This is a genomic window from Streptococcus sp. F0441, from assembly GCF_000314775.2.
Lineage (GTDB): Bacteria > Bacillota > Bacilli > Lactobacillales > Streptococcaceae > Streptococcus.
Map to the genome: position 1 here is coordinate 1,566,104 of NZ_KB373321.1, position 19,281 is coordinate 1,585,384.

Consider the following 19,281-nt stretch of genomic DNA (forward strand, 5'->3'; position numbering starts at 1 on the left):
AGAAAAAATCATGTCACAACAAGAAGAAATGAAAAACCTCAGCCTACTGGGCAACAAAGAAACCAACTACATCTTTGACTATCAACCAGATGTCCTCGAATCTTTTGACAATCGTCATGTGGAAAATGACTATTTTATCAAATTCAACTGTCCTGAATTTACCTCGCTTTGTCCTATCACTGCTCAGCCAGACTTTGCGACCATTTATATTTCCTACATTCCTGACAAGCTCTGTGTCGAATCAAAATCCCTCAAACTCTACCTCTTTAGCTATCGAAATCATGGGGATTTTCACGAAAACTGTATCAACACTATCGGGAAAGATTTGGTCAGCTTGCTAGATCCTCGCTATTTAGAAGTCTGGGGAAAATTCACTCCGCGCGGTGGCATCTCAATCGACCCTTACTACAACTACGGTAAGCCAGGAACTAAGTATGAAGGCTTGGCAGAACAACGCCTCTTCCAACACGACCTTTATCCAGAGAAAATTGACAACCGCTAAACTCATACTAAATGAAAATCAAAGAGCAGACTAGGAAGCTAGCCGCAGGTTGCTCAAAGCACTGCATTGAGGTCGTAGATAAGACTGACGAAGTCAGCTCAAAGCACTGCATTGAGGTCGTAGATGGACGCTGATGTGGTTTGAAGAGATTTTCGAAGAGTATCATACGAAAAAGCCCTGTTCCTCAAGATGAGGAGCAAGGCTTTTTGAATTTCAATTATTCTTCTGTTCCAAGAAAGTTTTTCGCAACAAGAGCTGCAAGAACGCCACCAACGATTGGGGCAAGGATGAAAATCCATACTTGTTGAAGGGCTGAGCCACCTACAAAGACAGCTGGTGCCAAGCTACGAGCTGGGTTTACTGAAAGGCCAGTGATGTTCAAGCCCACAAGGATCAAAGCTGTCAATGACAAACCAATCACCAAACCAGCGATTGCACCATTGCCTTTGCTTTCTGAAGTGACAGTCATGATAACTAGAACAAACAAGAAGGTTGCGATGACTTCAAACAAGAATCCACCAAAGACAGTGACACCGTTTGCCAAGGCATTTTCACCAAGACTAGCAGTTGACATGCCTGAGTTAGACAAGAGGAAGAATACTGCAGCTGACGCAAGGAAAGCTCCAACTACTTGTCCAAGGATGTAGTTTACAAGCTCTGAAGATGACAAACGTTTGTTTACAAACATAGCGATCGAAACGGCTGGGTTCAAGTGAGCACCTGAAACAGTTCCGATTGAGAAAGCTGCAACTACGATGGCCAAACCAAAAGCAAGAGCAATCCCAAGGTGCCCAAGACCTTCAACACCATTCCCAAAAACAACAGCTCCTGTTCCGATGAACACAAGCATAAATGTACCGATTAATTCAGCAATAAATTTTTTCATGATAAGTCTCCTTTTTTTAAACTATGTATTAGTCTATCAAAAGAAGGAAAGGGTTTCAAGAAAATTGACTGGAAAATATGATTGAAAGATTAATTTCAATTTTTCTTAAAATGTGAACTATTCGACTTATACATTTTTAAAAAGTATTGACTATTACTCTTGTTTTAAAAATCTAGTATAATTGTTATTCTATATTTTCTTTTACAAATACCTTAAATAATATATACTAAATAAAATTGTAGAATTTTTAATTTTTTCTCTATCTAATCCACTCCCCATTATAATTCACCTTATAACCATCTGGTGTAGTTGTATTGACTGCTAAAGTTCCTGAACTATAAGCATAATACCACTTTCCTGAAACAGTGAACCATCCTGTTTTCATAGCACCTGAATCATTGAGATAATACCATGAATTATCTACTTTTGCCCAGCCAGTTTGCATTGCACCTGAATTATTAAGATAGTACCATGAACCACCTGTTTTCACCCAGCCTGTTTGCATTGCACCTGAATTATTAAGGTAGTACCAAGCGCCACTTGATTTGACCCAACCTGTTTGCATCCATCCTGAACTATCAAAATAATACCATGTACTATCAATTAGTTCCCAACCATTAGTTGTATAAGAGCCATTGTTATGTCTGTACCACCAACGACCAGAGGATTGAAGCCAACTACCTTTCAAAGCAGTTTTTTGTTTTACCAATAAATACTGTTTATATGCTTCAGATACTTTTAAATATTCTTTCTTAGCATTTTCCCTTCTAGCTTTTGCATTTCTTAATTTAGCATTTGCATTTTCAAGTGCTTTTTTAGATTTCTCGACCTTTTGTTTTGCGATAATCAAACTTTTTTTAGCTTCCTCAAGTTTTCTTGGAGCATTTTTAAGGGCAATGACATGTTGTTGCGCCTTCAGTAAATCATTTTTAGCATTAATTAATGACTGTTCCGCGTTCTTACTAGAATAAAATCTATTATTTTTGATTACTTTCAATCGTTTCAATTCAGAGTCTTGCTTCGAAAGTTCAGATTTAGCAACGTTTAACATAGTTTGTTGTTTAGTCAACTCAGTTTGAGCTAATTTTAAAACGTTTAACTTGAATTCATTTTGTTTTGTTAAATCTACAAGATGTTTTTTTGTTTTATCTAGATTTTTTTGTTCTGTATTCAAAGTGGTTTTAGCAATAGTAAGATTATTGTTCAGAGATGAAAGCTTCTCACTCATTAGAGTCTCTTTGTTTCTTTGTTTTCTATTGAAATTGTCTAGAGCCTCTTTAGCTTTTGTATAGGCTGGATTTTTAGGATGTGTGATTTCATTCCAGACATAACGGAAGGTTGTTTTTGGTAAGAATTTTACACGTTTGCCATTAAAATAGAATTCGCTATGGTCTGGATTAGAATCTTTATTTTCTGCAGTTGCTAAAAAATAACTGCTATACTCTTTCGATCCAGAAGGGAGTATTCCATAAACATCTTTCTCTTCGCTAATAAATGTTAACACTCCATAATTTCCATAGCTTGTTTTCTCGCCAGAAGATGCTCCAACAGCCATACCAGTCCCAGATGCTGCAAGCAATGGAATTCTATGTCCATAGTTAAATATATTTGCTTCTTTCGGAGTTGATGAGCCATATAACGAGGCATTACTATAATCATTAAAGTAAGATAGGACCTCTTTATAAGCAAGTTCTTTTTCACTTAACAGGCTCTTTTCTGGAACCGAACCAGCTGTTGCATTTTCAGTCGCATCCTTAAAACCAAAATCTTGATTTTTCAATTTTGTATCATGTGACAATTTATTATTTGCCACCATTTCATTTGCTCTTGCTTTTCCATATCTCAAAGCCTTGTCAGTCACAGCTGGCACTGGAATGTCAATACCATTGATTCTACGCAATTCAATTAAATATTTACGAACTTCTTCAGAAACCTTTTTATAATCAACCACATGAGGAACATTGACATAATCTTTAGATGAGACAACGATAGTTTCTGTTCTTTCTCCGCTAAAATTCACATCTTCGTTTGCAGCAACATAATATGTCTTCCCATCACTTCCTACGAAAGTTTTTTCCTCAAGTGGCGGAGTCTTGGAATCACTCTCGCTAACAGAATTTGATTGAATCTCGTGAGGGACCGTAACTGTTAAAAACTCATTCCCAGCTGATTTTAAATTCTTTTCAAGAGTAGAACGGTTCTTATTTCCTCTTTCTACAAGTGCTTTTCTTTCTTGTTGTACTTTTGAGAACCCACTAGTTAAAGAACTCACTTTAGCTTGGTCAGCTTTCACCTTCGCATCTAATTTCTCAGTTGCTTGTTGAAGCTCGCGTAGTGTATTCCAATCAAAAGCTTTCTCTGCTACCCTTACTTTGTCTTGTGCCTTTTTTACGTCTGCTGCTCTTTGATCAACCTGAGTTTTTGCCTTATTAACAACTGTTTGTTGGTTCTCGACACTTATCTGAGCTTGTTTCTCACCTTGTTTTACTCCAGCCAAATTTTCTTCGGCTTTCTTGACAGTTACTTGTTTTGCGGCAAGATCCTTTTCTGCATTTTTAATTTTCTCAGGTGTAGCTTGCTTAGCAAATTCTTGAGCTTGTTTCAAAGCGTCATCTGCTTTGTTCTTATTTGTTACAGCAGATGCATACTCTTGTTGCGTTTTATCAACAATCTTGTGAGCATTCTTTTCTTCCTCAATTGTTTGATTCAGTTTTACTTCTGCATTTTTTACATCTGATTCTGAAACTTCAACATCCTTTTTGGTCTCTGATTGACTGACAGTAGTTTTATTCGATTGTTTATTTGTAACCTCATCTGCTTGGACATGACCATTAAAAGCAGTTACTATTGCAGTTGCAACTCCCAAACCAATCAGCACTTGTTCCTTTTTCATAAAATTAACCTTTCTTTAAAAACGTTTACATTATTAATTTTAACATATTTACTTATATTTCAAAATAAAACGAGTAACTCTTCATCTGTACTCTCTACATAACTCCTTCTCAGGAGAGTATTTAGGAGTACAGACTTCAGCTATTTTTAGGGCGATCTTATTATATAGTATAAATAAAAGTACAGAGAATACCAATACTATTCCTGCTTTAATTTTTTTAATCACCACCAAAAATAAATATCATTCTAAAATCTCAACAATATAATTCTATTGTTGCACTTTTATGATTTTACTCTCCCAACTCAGCACTATAAGCAATAATCTGGTCAACTGTGTCAGACAAGAATTGGATGGTATCACGGAGTGGTTTGTCTGTTGAAATATCAGCACCGATAATCATGGCTGACTCAAGTGGTGTCTTGCTGCCACCTGATTTGAGGAGATTGAGCCAGTCTTCAGCTCCAGTTTCTGAATGTTTCAGATGGAGATAGCCAGCAGTCGAAATAACTAGTCCCGCTGAGTAGGTATAGCTATACAAGCCCATGTAGTAGTGAGCTTGGCGCATCCAAGTCAAGGCTGCATCATCGTCAATTTCAATGGCATCTCCCCAGAAGTCCGTCAAAACTTCCTTCATAATGCTGTTGAGCTTGCTTGCCCCAAAGGTCTCCCCTTCTTCAATCAATGTATAAACCTTACGTTGGAAGGCTGCTTCCAAGAGGTGGGTAATAAAGTTATGGAAGTAGGTGTCTGTCAAACGGTGGGCAAGAGCAAAGCGTTTTTGACGAGGGTCGTCAGACTGATGTTCCAAATAATCACTTAAAAGCAATTCATTGAAGGTTGACGGTGCTTCGACATAATAAGTAGACATGTGGGCATTAAAGTAACTCTGATGATTGTCAGAAAAGATAAATTGACCAGAATGCCCGATCTCATGAATCAAAGTATAGACATCGCTCAAACGGCCTGTCCAACTCATAAGGACATAAGGGTGCACGCGATATGGATCCGCCGCATAACCACCAGAATCCTTGCCATTATTGGCAGCGAAGTCCACCCAGCGCTCTTCTTGATAGCGAGCAACTTCCTGACAATATTCTTGTCCCAAAGGTTCTACTGACTTCATGACCAAATCATAGGCGTCATCAATAGTCACTTCAGGATTGAGGGCGCTGTCCAAGTCTAATTTCCAGTCTGCAAAAGTCATCTTTTCAAGACCATTCACCTTGGCAACATGCTTGAGGTATCTCTGGGCAACTGGCGCAAAGTCCTTCATGATGAGGTCAATCTGACGATCAAACATAGCACGGTCCACTTCCTGCTCAGCCAGAAGATAGTCAAAGACTGAGTCGTAACCCTTCATATCTGCCAATAGTTTTTCAGACTTAACCTGAGCTAGATAGGCTGCAGCAGCCGTATTTTGGTGCTTACGAAGTCCCCCTGAGAAGGAACGGAAGGATTTCTCACGAACCTCAACGTCCTCATGGTTTTGGTAGAAATTCTCATAAGTCACAAAGCTGTTTTTGTAGGTCTTGCCATGGGCTTCAAAGTCAGCCATTTCAAAGTCCCCAGCTCGCATCTTGGTGTAAATATCCTGTGGACTGTAGAAAACTTCGCCGAGATTGGTCAAGGCCTTCTCCACATCAGCACCTAGATAGTGGGCTTTTTTGATTTTGGCCTGACGAATGGCAGCTGTCAAATGTGGCAATTCACCCAAACGGTCCAAGACTTCCTCGTCTGCTGCTACCAAAGCGTCGTCAAAGAAAGTCAAGGCTACACTGGCGTCTGTTTCAAATTCCATCCCAGCTTGGGCGATATTAGCAAAATCCTCATTGCTATAGTCTGTCGTCTGAGGCATAAAGGAATAATTTCCGATATGACTCATCTGGATATAGATTTGTTCCAATTCTGCAAAGGCCTTTTCAAAATCCTCAAAAGTGTGAAGATTGCCCTTGTAGTCACGGCTAAATTGGTTGATGTCTTCGCGAGTCTTTTCGATTGCTCGCAAGAAATCCTCACGATCTTGGTATAGGGCGGTTAAATCCCAAAGTTCCTTCTCTGGGAATTCTGAACGGTGTTTTTGTTCCATATTTTTCCTCTTATTTTTCTAATTCTACTAAAACACTAAGGGCTGATAAGGCGTAAAGCGGTGCTGTTTCTGCTCTTAATATACGAGGTCCAAGACCTGCCAAAACAGCTCCTTTGGCTTTAAAATTTTCGATTTCTGCAGGTGATAGACCACCTTCTGGACCAAATATAAAGAGCAATTTGGCTCCTTTTTCAAGGTCACTAACTGCTTGTAAAAGAGCAGCTGATTCTCCTTCTTTAGCCGACTCTTCGTAGGCCACTACGATAGAGTCAAACTGGTCCAGCTGGGCTAGAAAATCTGCTTTTTTCTCGAAAAGCTTAATACTTGGGACGATATTACGCTTGCTTTGTTCTGCTGCTCCAAGGGCGATTTTTTCCAGTTTTTCAACCTTTTTGCCTAGTTTCTTGCCGTCCCACTTAGCAACCGACCAGTCGGCAGGGAAGGCCCAGATTTGGCTAGCGCCTAGTTCGGTTACTTTTTGAGTGATGAACTCTAGCTTGTCTCCCTTGGGAAATCCAGATGCGATGGCCACTTGGATTGGCAGTTCCACATTGTCAACTAATTCTTCAACCAACTCAAACTGACGATTTTCCACATCTACCACGCGCGCCAAGCGCTTAATGCCATCATCAAAGACCAAGGTCACCTCATCATCTTCTTTCAAGCGCATAACCTGAAACATATGCTTGCTGGTTTCCTTGTCCTCAATGGTGACAGGAGAGATTGCACTGCCCTTGACAAAATACTGTTGCATGCTAGCCTCCAATCACACCAGAGATATCCTTGGTCTTCTTAAAGACACAGGCATTCCATTCCCCTTGAATCATATGGGTTTCAAGGAAGAAGCCTGCCGACTCAGCTGACTCACGCACCATATCCCACTTGTCCTTGATAATGCCACTCATGATCAGGTAGCCTTCATCCTTGACCAAGCGATAAGCATCATCCGTCAGATGAATGAGAATATCCGCTAAGATATTAGCCACAATCACATCTGCCTCAATCTCCACACCCTTGAGCAAATCACCTGCCGCTACATGGATATTTTCCATGCCAGGGTTGAGCTCAATATTTTCCTGAGCCACACGAACTGCCACATCATCTAGGTCATAGGCGAAGATTTCCTTGGAACCAAGAAGCGAGCTAGCAATAGAAAGGACACCTGAACCAGTACCCACATCCAGCACCGTTTCACCACCACGAAGAACCTGCTCCAAAGCAAAGAGGCTCATCTTAGTGGTTGGATGCGTCCCAGTCCCAAAGGCCATGCCTGGATCCAGCTTGATAATCTTTTCTCCAGCAGTCGCCTCATAGTCTGTCCAAGACGGCACGATGGTCAAATCATGAGTGATACGAGCTGGCTCATAGTATTTCTTCCAGTTGTCTGCCCAGTCTTCCTCAGCCAAGTCAGTCGTGCCCATCTTGACCTCTCCTAGATCCATAAAATCGGTCAATTCTGCTAAATGAGCCTGCAAGTTTTCTTCAACCACTGCCACATCAACCGTATCAGGATAGTAGGCTGTCACTACGATTTCTTCTTGTTGCTCAACCTCTGGGAAAATCTCACCAAAACGGTCGACATTCCCCACATAGTCCATACTATCTTCGATCGCAACACCTTGAGCACCTAACTCAATCAAGAGATTGGAAACCAATTCCTCTCCCTCACGCTTCACTGTAACTTTTAGCTCTTGCCATGTTTCCATAATTAAGATACCAAGCCCGTAAAACACAAAGCCAAAATAGGAAATTCTCTGAAGACGCTTGGGTCTAAGAGAAGTTTATCTTTTTGGCACAGTGTTTAGGGCGGGTTCAGTTTAGAAATGTAACCGAACCATCCTTTCTATTTGTCAATCAATTTTTTCATGTAGACCATATCCATACCTTCTTTTTCAGGTTCGATATGGGTTTTGCGGTAGCCATTTTTCTCATAAAAAGCGACCATGCCCGCATCCTGTAATACCGTACACAAATCCCACTGTGTGATGGTTGGAAATTCTTTTTCCAGCAAGCTCAGTCCCTCAGATTCATACCCTTTTCCTTGGTACTGGGGCAAAATCGCTGCCGTTCCCAACCAAGCCTCCGTCAACTCTTCATTGGTCTGAATTCGTAAAAAACCGATAATTTCGTCCTTTTCTTTTACAAAGTAGTAATAACTATTAAGACGCTCGACTAGTTTCCATTTGATTCGTTCGCGGTCCTCCAGATAAGGATCATACTCATCTTGATATTTTTCATAGACAGCCTTAAAGCTAGCTCTTTGAATTGCAATTACGGTTTCTAAATCCTCTGCTCCTGCTCGGATAATCTGAATCATACTAATACCTCCAAATCCACTCTCTCAACTCGCTTCCTATGCTCTTCCACACGCTGTTTTACTGACCCTCAAATTCTTCAATCACATCCGTGTAGTGTTCTTTCATTGCGTTATGAATCTGCTGTTTAAAAATACCAAACATAAGATAATAAACAAATAGAACAATTCCTGCAAACAGTATCAAAAATAAAAAATATACTGGAAGGGGCAGTACGAGACCTCTACCACTCAGTAAGGGTATAGCAAGCATTAATACCCAAATAACAGCCATAGAAATCCCAGCTACTTTCGTACCACTTTCTCTCTGCTTCTTTAACTTTAAATATTCCAAATAGATGAATGTAGCTTCTTCTCTAGAGTATTGTCCAGCTTTTAGTTTGCGTTTAACTTCCTTATTTAGTGTCGTTGTTGCAACTGCAAAAATCATTTTACTTCCTCCAAATAATCTCTCACTCTGTCCTGCAACTGGGGGACAACCTTATCTGAGCTAAGAAACTCCTCAATACTCATCAGTCTATATCCTTGTCCCTCATCGCCAAAGACGATACTATCAAACTGTTCCTGCCTTAACTTACCAACTAGAAAGACAGATTCCTTCCCCTCAAAAAGCATACTTGGGTACACCTTACTCCAATGCAGACAATCTTTAGTCAGATGAATTCCCAGCTCTTCATAAGCTTCACGCGCCGCGCACTCAAAGGGACTTTCATCACCCTCTCGTCCGCCACCTGGCAATTCCCAGGTATTAGGGTATGGAATATTTGATTTGTCATCACGTAAGATAGTTAAGAGCTTATCACCACAAAAGAGGGCAATTTTGCAACCTGTAAAATCAGAAATTTCTATTTCCATATCAGACTCCTAATATCTCGGATAAGGGTAAAATTCTCCTTCTTCCAAGCCGACTTTTCCTTCTTCAAAGACTTCTTGGTTCCATTCCATGACGAACTCTTCTGCTTCTGGGTCTTCCAAAAAGTCCATAAGGGCATCCAGACCAACCTCGGCAGTATCTTTGAGGAAAAGGGCAAAATAAGCTAAAAATTCACGAGAAAATCCTTTTTTAGGCAGGTAAGGGATGACCGTCAAATAGTCTTCTGCATTAACCGTTGACTTGGTAGGATTGTAGAAAAGAACCGCTTCCTCAAAGAGGATATCGTCTGACGAAACTTCTCCGTCCTCATCCAGCATCTCCACACCTGCAGCATTTTGCGTTTCTAGTAAAAAACTCACTTCTACCGCGTGATTGCGCTTGTCCCAACTAATCTCAAAGTCAAAGGGAAAGTTCTTGTCCAACTCCTCCTCTAAAACATCTAAAAATCCGTATGTTGCCATTTTGTCCTCTTTCTATGCGACTCTTTAATCGCCCCGATTGCTCGGAAATATGCTAAAATAGATACTACCATCTTACCACATATACATCAGAAAATCCATGTTAGAAAGGACTGCTATGCCAGACAATCTCGCGCTTCGCATGCGCCCAAAAACCATTGACCAGGTCATCGGTCAGGAGCATCTAGTCGGACCTGGAAAAATTATCCGTCGCATGGTGGAAGCCAATCGTCTGTCCTCCATGATTCTCTACGGACCTCCAGGAATCGGCAAGACCAGTATCGCTTCAGCCATCGCTGGAACGACCAAGTATGCCTTTCGGACCTTTAACGCGACAGTGGATAGTAAAAAGCGACTCCAAGAAATCGCAGAAGAAGCTAAATTTTCTGGAGGATTGGTCCTGTTACTGGACGAGATCCATCGTCTCGATAAGACCAAGCAAGACTTTCTTCTGCCACTCTTGGAAAGTGGTCTGGTTATCATGATTGGGGCGACGACTGAAAATCCTTTCTTTTCTGTCACTCCAGCCATTCGTAGCCGTGTTCAGATTTTTGAATTAGAACCCTTGTCCAATCAAGATGTTAAAGAAGCCATTCAAATCGCTATATCTGACACTAAACGTGGTTTTGATTTCCCAGTAGAACTAGATGAGGATGCCCTTGATTTCATCGCAACATCTACTAATGGTGATCTCCGTTCTGCCTTCAACTCACTGGATTTGGCAGTTCTTTCTACCCCTGAGAATGACAAGGGCATTCGCCATATCACCCTAGACATCATGGAAAATAGCCTGCAGCGGAGCTACATTACCATGGATAAGGACGGAGATGGCCACTATGATGTTCTCTCAGCCCTGCAAAAGTCTATCCGTGGCTCAGATGTGGATGCTAGTCTTCACTATGCTGCCCGCTTGATTGAGGCTGGTGATTTGCCAAGTCTCGCTCGTCGTTTGACTGTTATCGCTTATGAAGATATCGGTTTGGCCAATCCTGAAGCTCAGATTCACACCGTGACTGCTCTGGATGCTGCTCAAAAGATTGGCTTCCCAGAAGCTCGCATTCTCATTGCCAATGTCGTGATTGACTTGGCCCTTTCTCCAAAATCCAACTCAGCCTATGTGGCCATGGACAAGGCCCTTGCTGACCTCAAAACATCAGGGCATTTGCCTATCCCTCGACACCTGCGCGATGGCCACTACAGTGGAAGCAAGGAATTGGGGAATGCGCAAAACTATCTCTATCCGCACAACTATCCTGGAAACTGGGTCAAGCAAGACTATCTGCCAGAAAAAATCAAAGACCAGCACTACTTCACTCCGGAAGATACTGGCAAGTACGAACGGGCCTTGGCGCAACGCAAGGAAACCATTGATAAATTACGGGACTTGTGAAATCCTTTTCAAATAATTGCATTTTCCTCTTGATTTTTTTTGAAAAAGTGGTATCATATAAACATAGAAACGCTGTGGTGTACGACTTCACACTTAAGTGTTGACCGACTATTTTTTGTATTATTAGGGAAACAAAAGTCTTCTAACAGCATGTAGGCCGTCTCACACGGAAACAGCTTCAGTTAGAGCGAGTTGCCCACCTGCTTAATTGCGCGGGTTCAATACAAACCGTGAAGTTTCGGCACCAATACAGCTTTTTTCTTTGCCTCCTTAGCTCAGCTGGCAGAGCAGCGGACTCTTAATCCGTGGGTCACAGGTTCGATCCCTGTAGGGGGCATCTAAATCAACAGGAAAAGTCTTGAGTTCCAAGGCTTTTTTTGTGTCCTCCCTACTTTTATTCTATAAACAGATACTCAAGATATATTTTGTGTGTAAAAAAGTTCTTTTACCCCTCTACGAAAAACAAAAAAGATTCTTACCTTTGCAAATTTGGATAAGATAGCAGAATATTTTAATGCAACTCCAACCCAACTCTTTGGAACGAGTAAAGAGATTGAGTTAGAAAAGAGTGTTCTTGAATCTAATGAATACTCTGATAAAGTAAGTGAAATCTTAAAAGCTGTCAAATACATCGAGCATTTCCTACATACTGATGGACAGTACTTAGAGGATTTACTTTACCTAACAAGAGGCAACCAACTATACATAGAAGATGGAAAAGAGTTGTATATTGATCCAACTTCTCAGAAAAGAACACTTCATACCCAATATGAACCTGGTTTTATTGAAGCAAGAGATAAATCTCCACTAGAACTCTTAATTGAAAATAAGGAATTGTTTGATAAATAGAAAAAGCGAGGATAACCTCGCTTCAGATTGAAGTTAAAATCTTTAGAAGACACTTTTATAAGGACTTTGTCTTCAATCTGTGAAAAGGAGTGAAAACTCCTTTTCTTTTTGTAAGTCAGACTGAAACTTCCAAATTGTTTATTTATTTTATTGACATTTTCTATAAAAATAAGTACAATAGTCTTATTATCAAACTATACTATACTATGTAGGGGGTATTGAAATGAAATTTTCTAATCGTTTACTGCTATTTCTTGCAGGAGTTGTTTTTGTCCTTTTAGGACTTTTCCTATTTACAAACCCAGTAGCTAATCTTGTTGCTTACAGCTGGTGGATTGCATTTGGTTTACTGGTTTCTTCTATAGCAGCTATTTTAGGCTATTTCTCTGTACCAAAAGTGCTTCGCTCACCAGCTCATCTTTTCCAAGGGATTGTTAATCTTCTCTTAGCTCTTTACCTCGTTGCCTATGGCTTTGTGACGCTGCCAGTTGTCATTCCAACTATTTTAGGAATTTGGTTAATTGTAGAAGCCATTATAGCTTTCTTTAAAGGCAATCGTCTGGGATTGATTTTCCCTATTATTGGCAACCATATCATGTGGGTAGCCTTGCTTGCATTTTTACTAGGTCTAGTGATTTTGTTCAATCCAGTAGCTACAAGTGTCTTTGTCGTTTATGTCGTTGCCTTTGCATTTTTAATTGTTGGTTTCACCTATATCCTTGATGCCTTTCGTAAATAATCTAGCTGCCATTTTGGGCATATTAAAATAGCTGGGAAGTTACATTCTCAGCTTTTTCTGTTGCCTCCTTAGCTCAGTTGGTAGAGCAGTAGACTCTTAAGCTATGGGGCGCAGGTTCGAGCCCTGCAGGGGGCATCTAAATCAACAGGAAAAGTCTTGATTTCAAGGCTTTTTTTCTTATCTGTTCTACTTTTGTTCTACCAACGGATACTCACTTAAAAGCTGTCGTATAATCTGATGTTCTTTTTCTTTCTTCTCTTTCAAAAGATGACCATACGTTTCTGTCACCTGTTTTATATTTTTATGGCCCATTACATGAGCAACTACCCAGATATCAATTCCTTTTGCAAGCAACATACTAGCATAAGTATGTCTAATACCCGTAGCAGTTAAATTATATGGAAAAATTTCTAGTTTTTTTAGTAGCGATTGTAAATTTTGATTTACTGCGTTATTACTAGGAACTCCATACACAACATCATAGAAAAGGAAATTTTCTTTTTCCTTAACACCTTGATTCTTATAGACAATCTTTTGTTCTTTCTTTAATAACTTCAAAACCTCAGATGTTTCTTCATCTATAGGCACATCTCGAACAGATGTATCCGTTTTGGGTGGTCTCCATTTATAATTATAGTAGCGCCTATAAGTGTGGATGACTTGATTTTCAAAATCAATGCAATCCCAAGTTAAACCTAAAATCTCTCCGAAGCGCATCCCTGTTTTAAAGGAAACAAACAAAAGATAAGGAATCACAGATTTACTGTAATTAAGATGACTTTTTAAATGAACTAAAATCTTATAATAGTCCTCAATATTGTCAATATATTTTTCATCTGTTGTCTTGCTTTTCTTCATCCCTGAAATAATCGCACCATCAGTAAAATCAACTATATCTAGTTGGTCACGTTGAGCAAACTGAATGACTTTTCGGATTTCTGAATTTAATCGTGCTACGGTATCTTTTGTAACCCTTTCAGCATACGAATTTAGAGCTCGTTGATATTGACTAAAACGAATAGAAGTTGCTGGTCTATCTTGAAAAAGTTCCTTTATCAAGTCCCCTCTCTTCTTATGCTTAAAGAGTGTTGATTCACTTTTTCCAAGTGGTCTTACAACAACATCAAACCACTCTTCCCATAACTCATATAAACTAGCTTGCGAATTAATTTTTGCACCTGACATCAACTTTAATTCAATAGCTAAAGCTTCTTTTTCTGCTTCCTTCTTAGTTCTGAAGCCGCCTTTAGATGCAACAAGTTTTTTGTTATTATCTACAATTCTATAATCCCATGTGCCACCTTTTGTACGTTGTCTAAAAGTTGCCATTAGTTACCTCTTTCAATAGATAACCAAGGTTTTTGCCAAGGCTATTATACCATAATTTCTCTAAAGTTTTCTTCAAACCATTGTTTTGTTTTACTCGCCAAAAAGAAATAGCGTCCACCTTGGTTCTCAGGATATTTAACGAACCCATCTGGATTTAATTCAACATCAATTTCTTTCCGAATTTTTGAGTTATTCAATACATTATCAAGTAACCACGGTCTTGAAACTGATAGAAGTTGTAGAACATCAGATAAGGTCATATATCTACCTTGAGAAGAATTATGTTGTAAATTATCATATTCTTTTCTATCGACGATAATTTTATCTTCTGGTAATTGTATCTCTACATTGATTAAATCAACAGTAATTTTATTTATCTCAGTCATAGAAAATTCTCCTTTTTTATGAGATAATAGCTAGAGGTGATGAAAATCATCCCTATACTATTTTTCAAGCAATATTACTCTTTGTTTTTAGGTCGTTTCGGAGTGATATTGTTTTTTTGATAGAATAGCTTAAAACTATCTTCAAAATACTCTTTATAATTTAATTGAGAGAGTTCTGAGCTAAATTTGTTAAGCCATAGCTCAACATCTTGGTTTGGTATGTAGTTCCACTCATACTCTTGAATTAAACGAATAATAAAATGATTACGAGCTTCTCCCCCCCATATTTCCTCAATCTTTTTTAACAATGGAAAGAAACCACTACCTTTCATAATATAAGAAATAGTAGCTAATAAATAGTTGTTTCTTGAAGAAAGAGATTCTAATTCAGGGAAATGACCTGAACCTACGAACAAATCTTTTGTAAAAGGAATAGGTAAACCATCTTCTGAATTGTAGAAACCATATTTATCAATCATCTTATTTACTATCAATTGACTAAGTTCATTTGCGTTACTAATAGTTAATAACAATACCAAAATTTGATTACTATATGTTCCTTTATAGGAAGCTTCCATACGTATCCAAGAATCACACAGGTTCACAACGTGAACATAGCGCCCACGATTGTCAAGTTGTTCCTGGTATTTATTGTAAATGCGCAATAGAGTTTGTATATTTTTTTTCTTACTTCCTATATAGATAGTCTGAGCTACACCATTAACTTCTTGTGCAGAAATATTAGAGATGTTTTTTCTACCATTATGATTTAAAATTTGAATTTGTTTATTTTTTATTCCTTGATAAAGCTCATTTACTGTCATATCGTAATTGAAATAATCTATTGCTAAGTCTATACGACTTAATCTAAGTTCCCAATACTCTTCATTTAGTAATTTAGCCATAATATTGACGTCAATAGCCTCATTATAATATTCCTTATACACTTGCTTGTAGTGAGATAAGGCAGACGCAGAAAATTTTACAATAATACCCATTGTAAAATTTCTATAATGCCAAGCTATAGAAAAGTAATACGGCATATTTTTAAAAGCAAAACCGTCTGTATAACCTGCAGGTAGTCTTTGTTCTGGAGGCGAATAATCTCCCAGAAGTAATGGCAATTTCAGCTTTTCAGCGATTATTTCAGCAATCTGTGGAGCTGTTTGATTCCATCTTTCTGGATATTCACCTATTGTATCCTCAGTTGGTTTGATTACAAAGGTAACTTCATCAATACTGGTCATAATGACATTTCGTTTTGCATTTTCGGATAAAATTTTTTTAATTTCATGACTTGTGTACATAGTTATTCTACTTTCTATTTTTATACGGAACGTGGGTGATTACACTACCCATATTAAAGATATTTATCCAGTTGTCCCCACCTTCGCCTCACGGCTACAGTGAGACAACTGGAATTTTTTATTCAAAGTAACAATTGGAGCGTTCAACTGCCTTTTTTATTAATCTCTCTATAGGTATTATCTTATAACTAGGCACTACTATAAGACGACTACTTTTCCCACCTATTTTCATATATCCTACTCCTCTAGGGTTATTTGAGATTATGCTCTCTTTCTCATCTGAAAAAAGCATGGATATAGTTTCTTTAGATAGTTTCCCTAAAGCTATAACTGTGCCTATAGAATCTCTAGACAAGCTCAGAGAGTTTTTGTGTGCATCTTGTTGGGCAACGGCTACATAAATTTTAAACGAACGACCTAACTGTATCAGACGAGTAAAATCTTTAATTGCTTGTTCACGAGCTTTTCTATCCAGACTGTTCTGCCAAGCATTAAATTCATCAAAACAAATCAAAATAAAATTACGAGAAATATCTTGACCTCTTTGTCGTTTCTCAAGAATCTCTAACCCCTTAAATAGGATTTCTGAGACAGTCTCAAACTTCTTAAAAGCTAGAGAATTTTCTAAGAATGCAAAATCTGAATCTGCCTTATAATCAGCTATTAAAAATTGACTATCTGGGTAGGAATAAGCAAAGCTGGCGAGAAAAAGCTTAGTAGCAAATGTCTTGCCAGCCCCACTCGCACCAACTATCAGAGCATGTGGGACTCTCTCTACAGGAATATCCCAATCAAATGAATATCCCTCGTCAAATAGTCTCTTGTCTTTAAAACACTTCACTTTTATACCACCTTTTAATTGTATAAGAACTCTAGTTGCAGATTGATATGATACTGATTGTTATATCGTAAAATATCTCCAAAAGTTGGATTGACTATCAGGCGGTGGTTCTTGTCTGACCATTGAGCCATGCAGTTTGTTCCCCTTATATACTTGTCAAGTTGAACTAAAAACACCTGCTGAATGTAGCCTTCTTCTTCGTTATCAGGCTTACTAGCTAGCATAATGGGAAAGCTCCAAACATGAGAATCTTGTGTTGCAGAACTTCCAATATTCCGAATATAGCGATTATTAAGCAGTAACTTCTGCCCTGATAAAGAAGCTGTCTTTTCTATAACCTGCTCTATGTCAGTTTCGATGTTACCTATATACAGATTGAGAATCTTTTCTTGTATATTCCTTTGCTGTATTTCAACGTATTTATAAAAAAGCCATAACAGACTGAGAATGATAGTGAATAAAATTGTATACATTGTTTACCTTCTTTCTGACAGAGGAAGGGAAAACTTCCTCTGTTATACTATAAATCAATGACCCCTTGCACTTCTGCATTCTTTGCTCTAATAGATAATATAGAGCGTGAACCCTGACTGTAAGCTGATACTGTGCAATCTGTCAAATCTAGTTCAATAATAGAATCAACATAAGATTCGAAATCTCGTGAATCAATGTTCTGAACTTTAATAGATTGCATTGAAAATCTACCGTTTGCAGTTCGAAAACCTAGGTCTAGAGTAGAACCAAATATCTCTTGTGTAGCATAGTCTTTCCATTCTCCGACACCTAGACATTGACCTTTAATTACCATTCTTGAAATTTCCATTTTTAAAAATCCTCAAAATTTCTATAGTTAGATGACAAAGCGAAATAATTTTTGTCAATATCTTTGCTACCTATTTCTTAGTACATGATAATCACCTACTTTCTTACTTGCTAAGAATCGAGCAAGATTTTTTGTAAGAACTAGCTTACAGTATTATAGTAAATCATATAACCCGTATCGTCACCCCTAACAAAAAAGCTTGATTTAATAGGCTTTTCAAAGCTTCCCTAATCGCTATTGACATTTCCTTTCAAAAATGCTACTGTGTGACAAATTTAATTTATTACAAGATTTTTTGTAAGAACTAGCTTACAGTATCATAGTAAATCATATACCCTGTATCGTCACCCCTAACAAAAAAACTTGATTTAATAGGCTTTTCAAAGCTTACCCTAACTGCTATTGAAGTTGTCTCTCAAAAATGTTACCATGTGTACAATCTTAAATTATTAAGGAGTTCAATATGAAGTATAAAGAAGAATTATTAATCGCATGTGTTGTCTTGAATCTGGTTGAAGAATTAGATAGCTTTAAAGAATATCAAGAATTAGAGGGAGAAACAGATACTTACCAAGCTGTCTTAAGATATGTAGAAGATGAATTGTATGGTGAAGTAGGTTTCAAAACTCTTGAAAAAATTTACTTTGGTATGCCGACATCTACTACAGCATATATCAGTCAAAAATCTTATAATGCTATCATGAAAAATGAAGAATTTTATGAATTAGCTGAAAATATCTGTCAAGCTATTCAAGAAAATGATTCTAAAACAATGGATAAAGTTACAAACATCATTGAAAAGCGTATTGAAAATAAAGAATTTCCTAAACTGCTAGAAAGCATGAAAAAAGATAGCAATCGTCATTTTGCTTTACCTATGCTATTAGCAAATAAGAGCTTACTAACCAAAGTTCTCGAATATCTACCTTTAGTCGAAAAGATATTTGAATCCGAAGAAAACATTGAAATATTTTCTCAAGTAGCTAATCGTCTTGACACATTTAAGATTGCTGATAATTACAAGGATTGGGATAATATAGAGAGCTTTATCAAGGACGTACAAAAGCGAAATAGATTTGATAACTACTTGAAATAGAATATAAAAAAGCCAAGTCATGCTATATATGACTCGGCTTATTTTTCTATCTCATCTAGAAAATCAATCAAAAGTTTTGTGACCCTCTCTTGCTTACTAGGTGCTAATTTTCCCAGTTTAAACAATAATTGATTTATCAGCGGATTACTTTCGGTCAGAGAAATGTCAAAGAAACTTTCTATATCTGTATCCAGAGCATCCATGATTTTTTCAAGGGTCTTGATTTTGATATTTGGTTCAAGATTTTCTAACTTATAAGTATATTTTAATGGTAAGTCCGCCAGCTCCTCTAGTTGCTGCTGGGTGATATTTTTTTGCAATCTCAGTAGGCGGATTCGCTTGCTGATATAGGATTGTAGGTTCGTTTTTGTCATCTCAGTACCTCTTTAAATCCTATCATACTGAAATTTGTGTCCTTTAAAAACTACTTAAAAAGAGAAAAAAACAGTTATATAGTTTTAAAATACTACAACATGTGATAAAATAGGACTATAAAACTATAAAAAGG

General features: G+C 38.0%; 21 protein-coding genes and 2 tRNA genes. 7 read left to right on the forward strand and 16 right to left on the reverse strand.

The annotated features are described in order from the left end of the window. Window positions 1-10: 10 nt before the first annotated feature. Complete coding sequence (gene queF, locus HMPREF9188_RS07575; protein ID WP_009730463.1) at window positions 11-502, forward strand: preQ(1) synthase; 492 nt, start codon at window positions 11-13, stop codon at window positions 500-502. Between the two features lie 217 nt (window positions 503-719). Here queF and HMPREF9188_RS07585 read toward each other — a convergent pair whose 3' ends face one another. The 9 genes from HMPREF9188_RS07585 to HMPREF9188_RS07625 form a co-directional block, all read right to left on the reverse strand. After that, a complete protein-coding gene (locus HMPREF9188_RS07585) occupies window positions 720-1,388 on the reverse strand; it encodes an MIP/aquaporin family protein (RefSeq protein ID WP_009730464.1) in 669 nt (222 codons plus the stop codon). Between the two features lie 259 nt (window positions 1,389-1,647). Beyond that, complete coding sequence (locus HMPREF9188_RS10670) at window positions 1,648-4,281, reverse strand: hypothetical protein (RefSeq protein ID WP_009730465.1); 2,634 nt, start codon at window positions 4,279-4,281, stop codon at window positions 1,648-1,650. 289 nt (window positions 4,282-4,570) lie between these two features. Then, the gene (gene pepF, locus HMPREF9188_RS07595; protein WP_009730466.1) at window positions 4,571-6,367 is read right to left on the reverse strand and encodes an oligoendopeptidase F; all 1,797 of its coding nucleotides are present in this window, start codon (window positions 6,365-6,367) and stop codon (window positions 4,571-4,573) included. A gap of 10 nt (window positions 6,368-6,377) precedes the next feature. Next, the gene (locus HMPREF9188_RS07600; RefSeq protein ID WP_009730467.1) at window positions 6,378-7,121 is read right to left on the reverse strand and encodes a 16S rRNA (uracil(1498)-N(3))-methyltransferase; all 744 of its coding nucleotides are present in this window, start codon (window positions 7,119-7,121) and stop codon (window positions 6,378-6,380) included. Between the two features lies 1 nt (window position 7,122). Beyond that, window positions 7,123-8,073: a 50S ribosomal protein L11 methyltransferase gene (gene prmA, locus HMPREF9188_RS07605; protein ID WP_009730468.1), complete on the reverse strand. Its 951-nt coding sequence runs from the start codon at window positions 8,071-8,073 to the stop codon at window positions 7,123-7,125. 137 nt (window positions 8,074-8,210) lie between these two features. After that, complete coding sequence (locus tag HMPREF9188_RS07610; RefSeq protein ID WP_009730469.1) at window positions 8,211-8,684, reverse strand: GNAT family N-acetyltransferase; 474 nt, start codon at window positions 8,682-8,684, stop codon at window positions 8,211-8,213. A gap of 58 nt (window positions 8,685-8,742) precedes the next feature. Next, window positions 8,743-9,111: a hypothetical protein gene (locus HMPREF9188_RS07615; protein WP_000575391.1), complete on the reverse strand. Its 369-nt coding sequence runs from the start codon at window positions 9,109-9,111 to the stop codon at window positions 8,743-8,745. Beyond that, window positions 9,108-9,536, reverse strand: coding sequence for an NUDIX hydrolase (locus tag HMPREF9188_RS07620; RefSeq protein WP_000401997.1), 429 nt, complete (start codon window positions 9,534-9,536; stop codon window positions 9,108-9,110). The genes HMPREF9188_RS07615 and HMPREF9188_RS07620 overlap by 4 nt, the downstream gene beginning before the upstream one ends. Window positions 9,537-9,545: 9 nt before the next feature. After that, window positions 9,546-10,016, reverse strand: coding sequence for a DUF3013 family protein (locus HMPREF9188_RS07625; protein ID WP_009730470.1), 471 nt, complete (start codon window positions 10,014-10,016; stop codon window positions 9,546-9,548). 115 nt (window positions 10,017-10,131) lie between these two features. Between HMPREF9188_RS07625 and HMPREF9188_RS07630 the strand changes: the two genes are divergently transcribed. The 5 genes from HMPREF9188_RS07630 to HMPREF9188_RS07650 all read left to right on the forward strand — a co-directional run bounded on the left by HMPREF9188_RS07630 (window position 10,132) and on the right by HMPREF9188_RS07650 (window position 13,126). Continuing rightward, window positions 10,132-11,403 carry a replication-associated recombination protein A gene (locus tag HMPREF9188_RS07630; protein WP_009730471.1) on the forward strand — a complete coding sequence of 424 codons (1,272 nt, stop codon included), beginning with the start codon at window positions 10,132-10,134 and terminating at the stop codon, window positions 11,401-11,403. A 264-nt stretch (window positions 11,404-11,667) separates the two neighbouring features. Beyond that, window positions 11,668-11,740, forward strand: a tRNA-Lys gene (locus HMPREF9188_RS07635). 152 nt (window positions 11,741-11,892) lie between these two features. Continuing rightward, on the forward strand, window positions 11,893-12,252 hold the full coding sequence (locus tag HMPREF9188_RS07640; RefSeq protein WP_009730472.1) for a hypothetical protein: 360 nt from the start codon (window positions 11,893-11,895) through the stop codon (window positions 12,250-12,252). 223 nt (window positions 12,253-12,475) lie between these two features. After that, window positions 12,476-12,991 carry a DUF308 domain-containing protein gene (locus HMPREF9188_RS07645; protein ID WP_009730473.1) on the forward strand — a complete coding sequence of 172 codons (516 nt, stop codon included), beginning with the start codon at window positions 12,476-12,478 and terminating at the stop codon, window positions 12,989-12,991. 62 nt (window positions 12,992-13,053) lie between these two features. Beyond that, window positions 13,054-13,126 (forward strand) — tRNA-Lys (locus HMPREF9188_RS07650). A 51-nt stretch (window positions 13,127-13,177) separates the two neighbouring features. On the opposite strand, the gene HMPREF9188_RS07655 is transcribed toward HMPREF9188_RS07650, so the two are convergent. From HMPREF9188_RS07655 to HMPREF9188_RS07680, 6 genes are all read right to left on the reverse strand, one after another. After that, a complete protein-coding gene (locus tag HMPREF9188_RS07655) occupies window positions 13,178-14,320 on the reverse strand; it encodes a tyrosine-type recombinase/integrase (RefSeq protein WP_009730474.1) in 1,143 nt (380 codons plus the stop codon). 44 nt (window positions 14,321-14,364) lie between these two features. After that, a complete protein-coding gene (locus HMPREF9188_RS07660; protein WP_009730475.1) occupies window positions 14,365-14,706 on the reverse strand; it encodes a DUF771 domain-containing protein in 342 nt (113 codons plus the stop codon). 74 nt (window positions 14,707-14,780) lie between these two features. Beyond that, window positions 14,781-16,013: a replication initiation factor domain-containing protein gene (locus HMPREF9188_RS07665; RefSeq protein ID WP_009730476.1), complete on the reverse strand. Its 1,233-nt coding sequence runs from the start codon at window positions 16,011-16,013 to the stop codon at window positions 14,781-14,783. Window positions 16,014-16,131: 118 nt separating this feature from the next. After that, window positions 16,132-16,854 carry a hypothetical protein gene (locus tag HMPREF9188_RS07670; RefSeq protein ID WP_009730477.1) on the reverse strand — a complete coding sequence of 241 codons (723 nt, stop codon included), beginning with the start codon at window positions 16,852-16,854 and terminating at the stop codon, window positions 16,132-16,134. Window positions 16,855-16,868: 14 nt separating this feature from the next. After that, window positions 16,869-17,327, reverse strand: a complete 459-nt coding sequence (locus HMPREF9188_RS07675) for a hypothetical protein (protein WP_009730478.1) — start codon at window positions 17,325-17,327, stop codon at window positions 16,869-16,871. Window positions 17,328-17,374: 47 nt separating this feature from the next. After that, complete coding sequence (locus HMPREF9188_RS07680; RefSeq protein ID WP_009730479.1) at window positions 17,375-17,677, reverse strand: hypothetical protein; 303 nt, start codon at window positions 17,675-17,677, stop codon at window positions 17,375-17,377. A 463-nt stretch (window positions 17,678-18,140) separates the two neighbouring features. Between HMPREF9188_RS07680 and HMPREF9188_RS07685 the strand changes: the two genes are divergently transcribed. Beyond that, window positions 18,141-18,773, forward strand: coding sequence for a hypothetical protein (locus HMPREF9188_RS07685; RefSeq protein ID WP_009730480.1), 633 nt, complete (start codon window positions 18,141-18,143; stop codon window positions 18,771-18,773). A gap of 38 nt (window positions 18,774-18,811) precedes the next feature. Here the strand turns inward: HMPREF9188_RS07685 and HMPREF9188_RS07690 are convergent, their stop codons facing one another. Continuing rightward, the gene (locus HMPREF9188_RS07690) at window positions 18,812-19,147 is read right to left on the reverse strand and encodes a helix-turn-helix domain-containing protein (RefSeq protein WP_009730481.1); all 336 of its coding nucleotides are present in this window, start codon (window positions 19,145-19,147) and stop codon (window positions 18,812-18,814) included. Window positions 19,148-19,281: the final 134 nt, after the last annotated feature.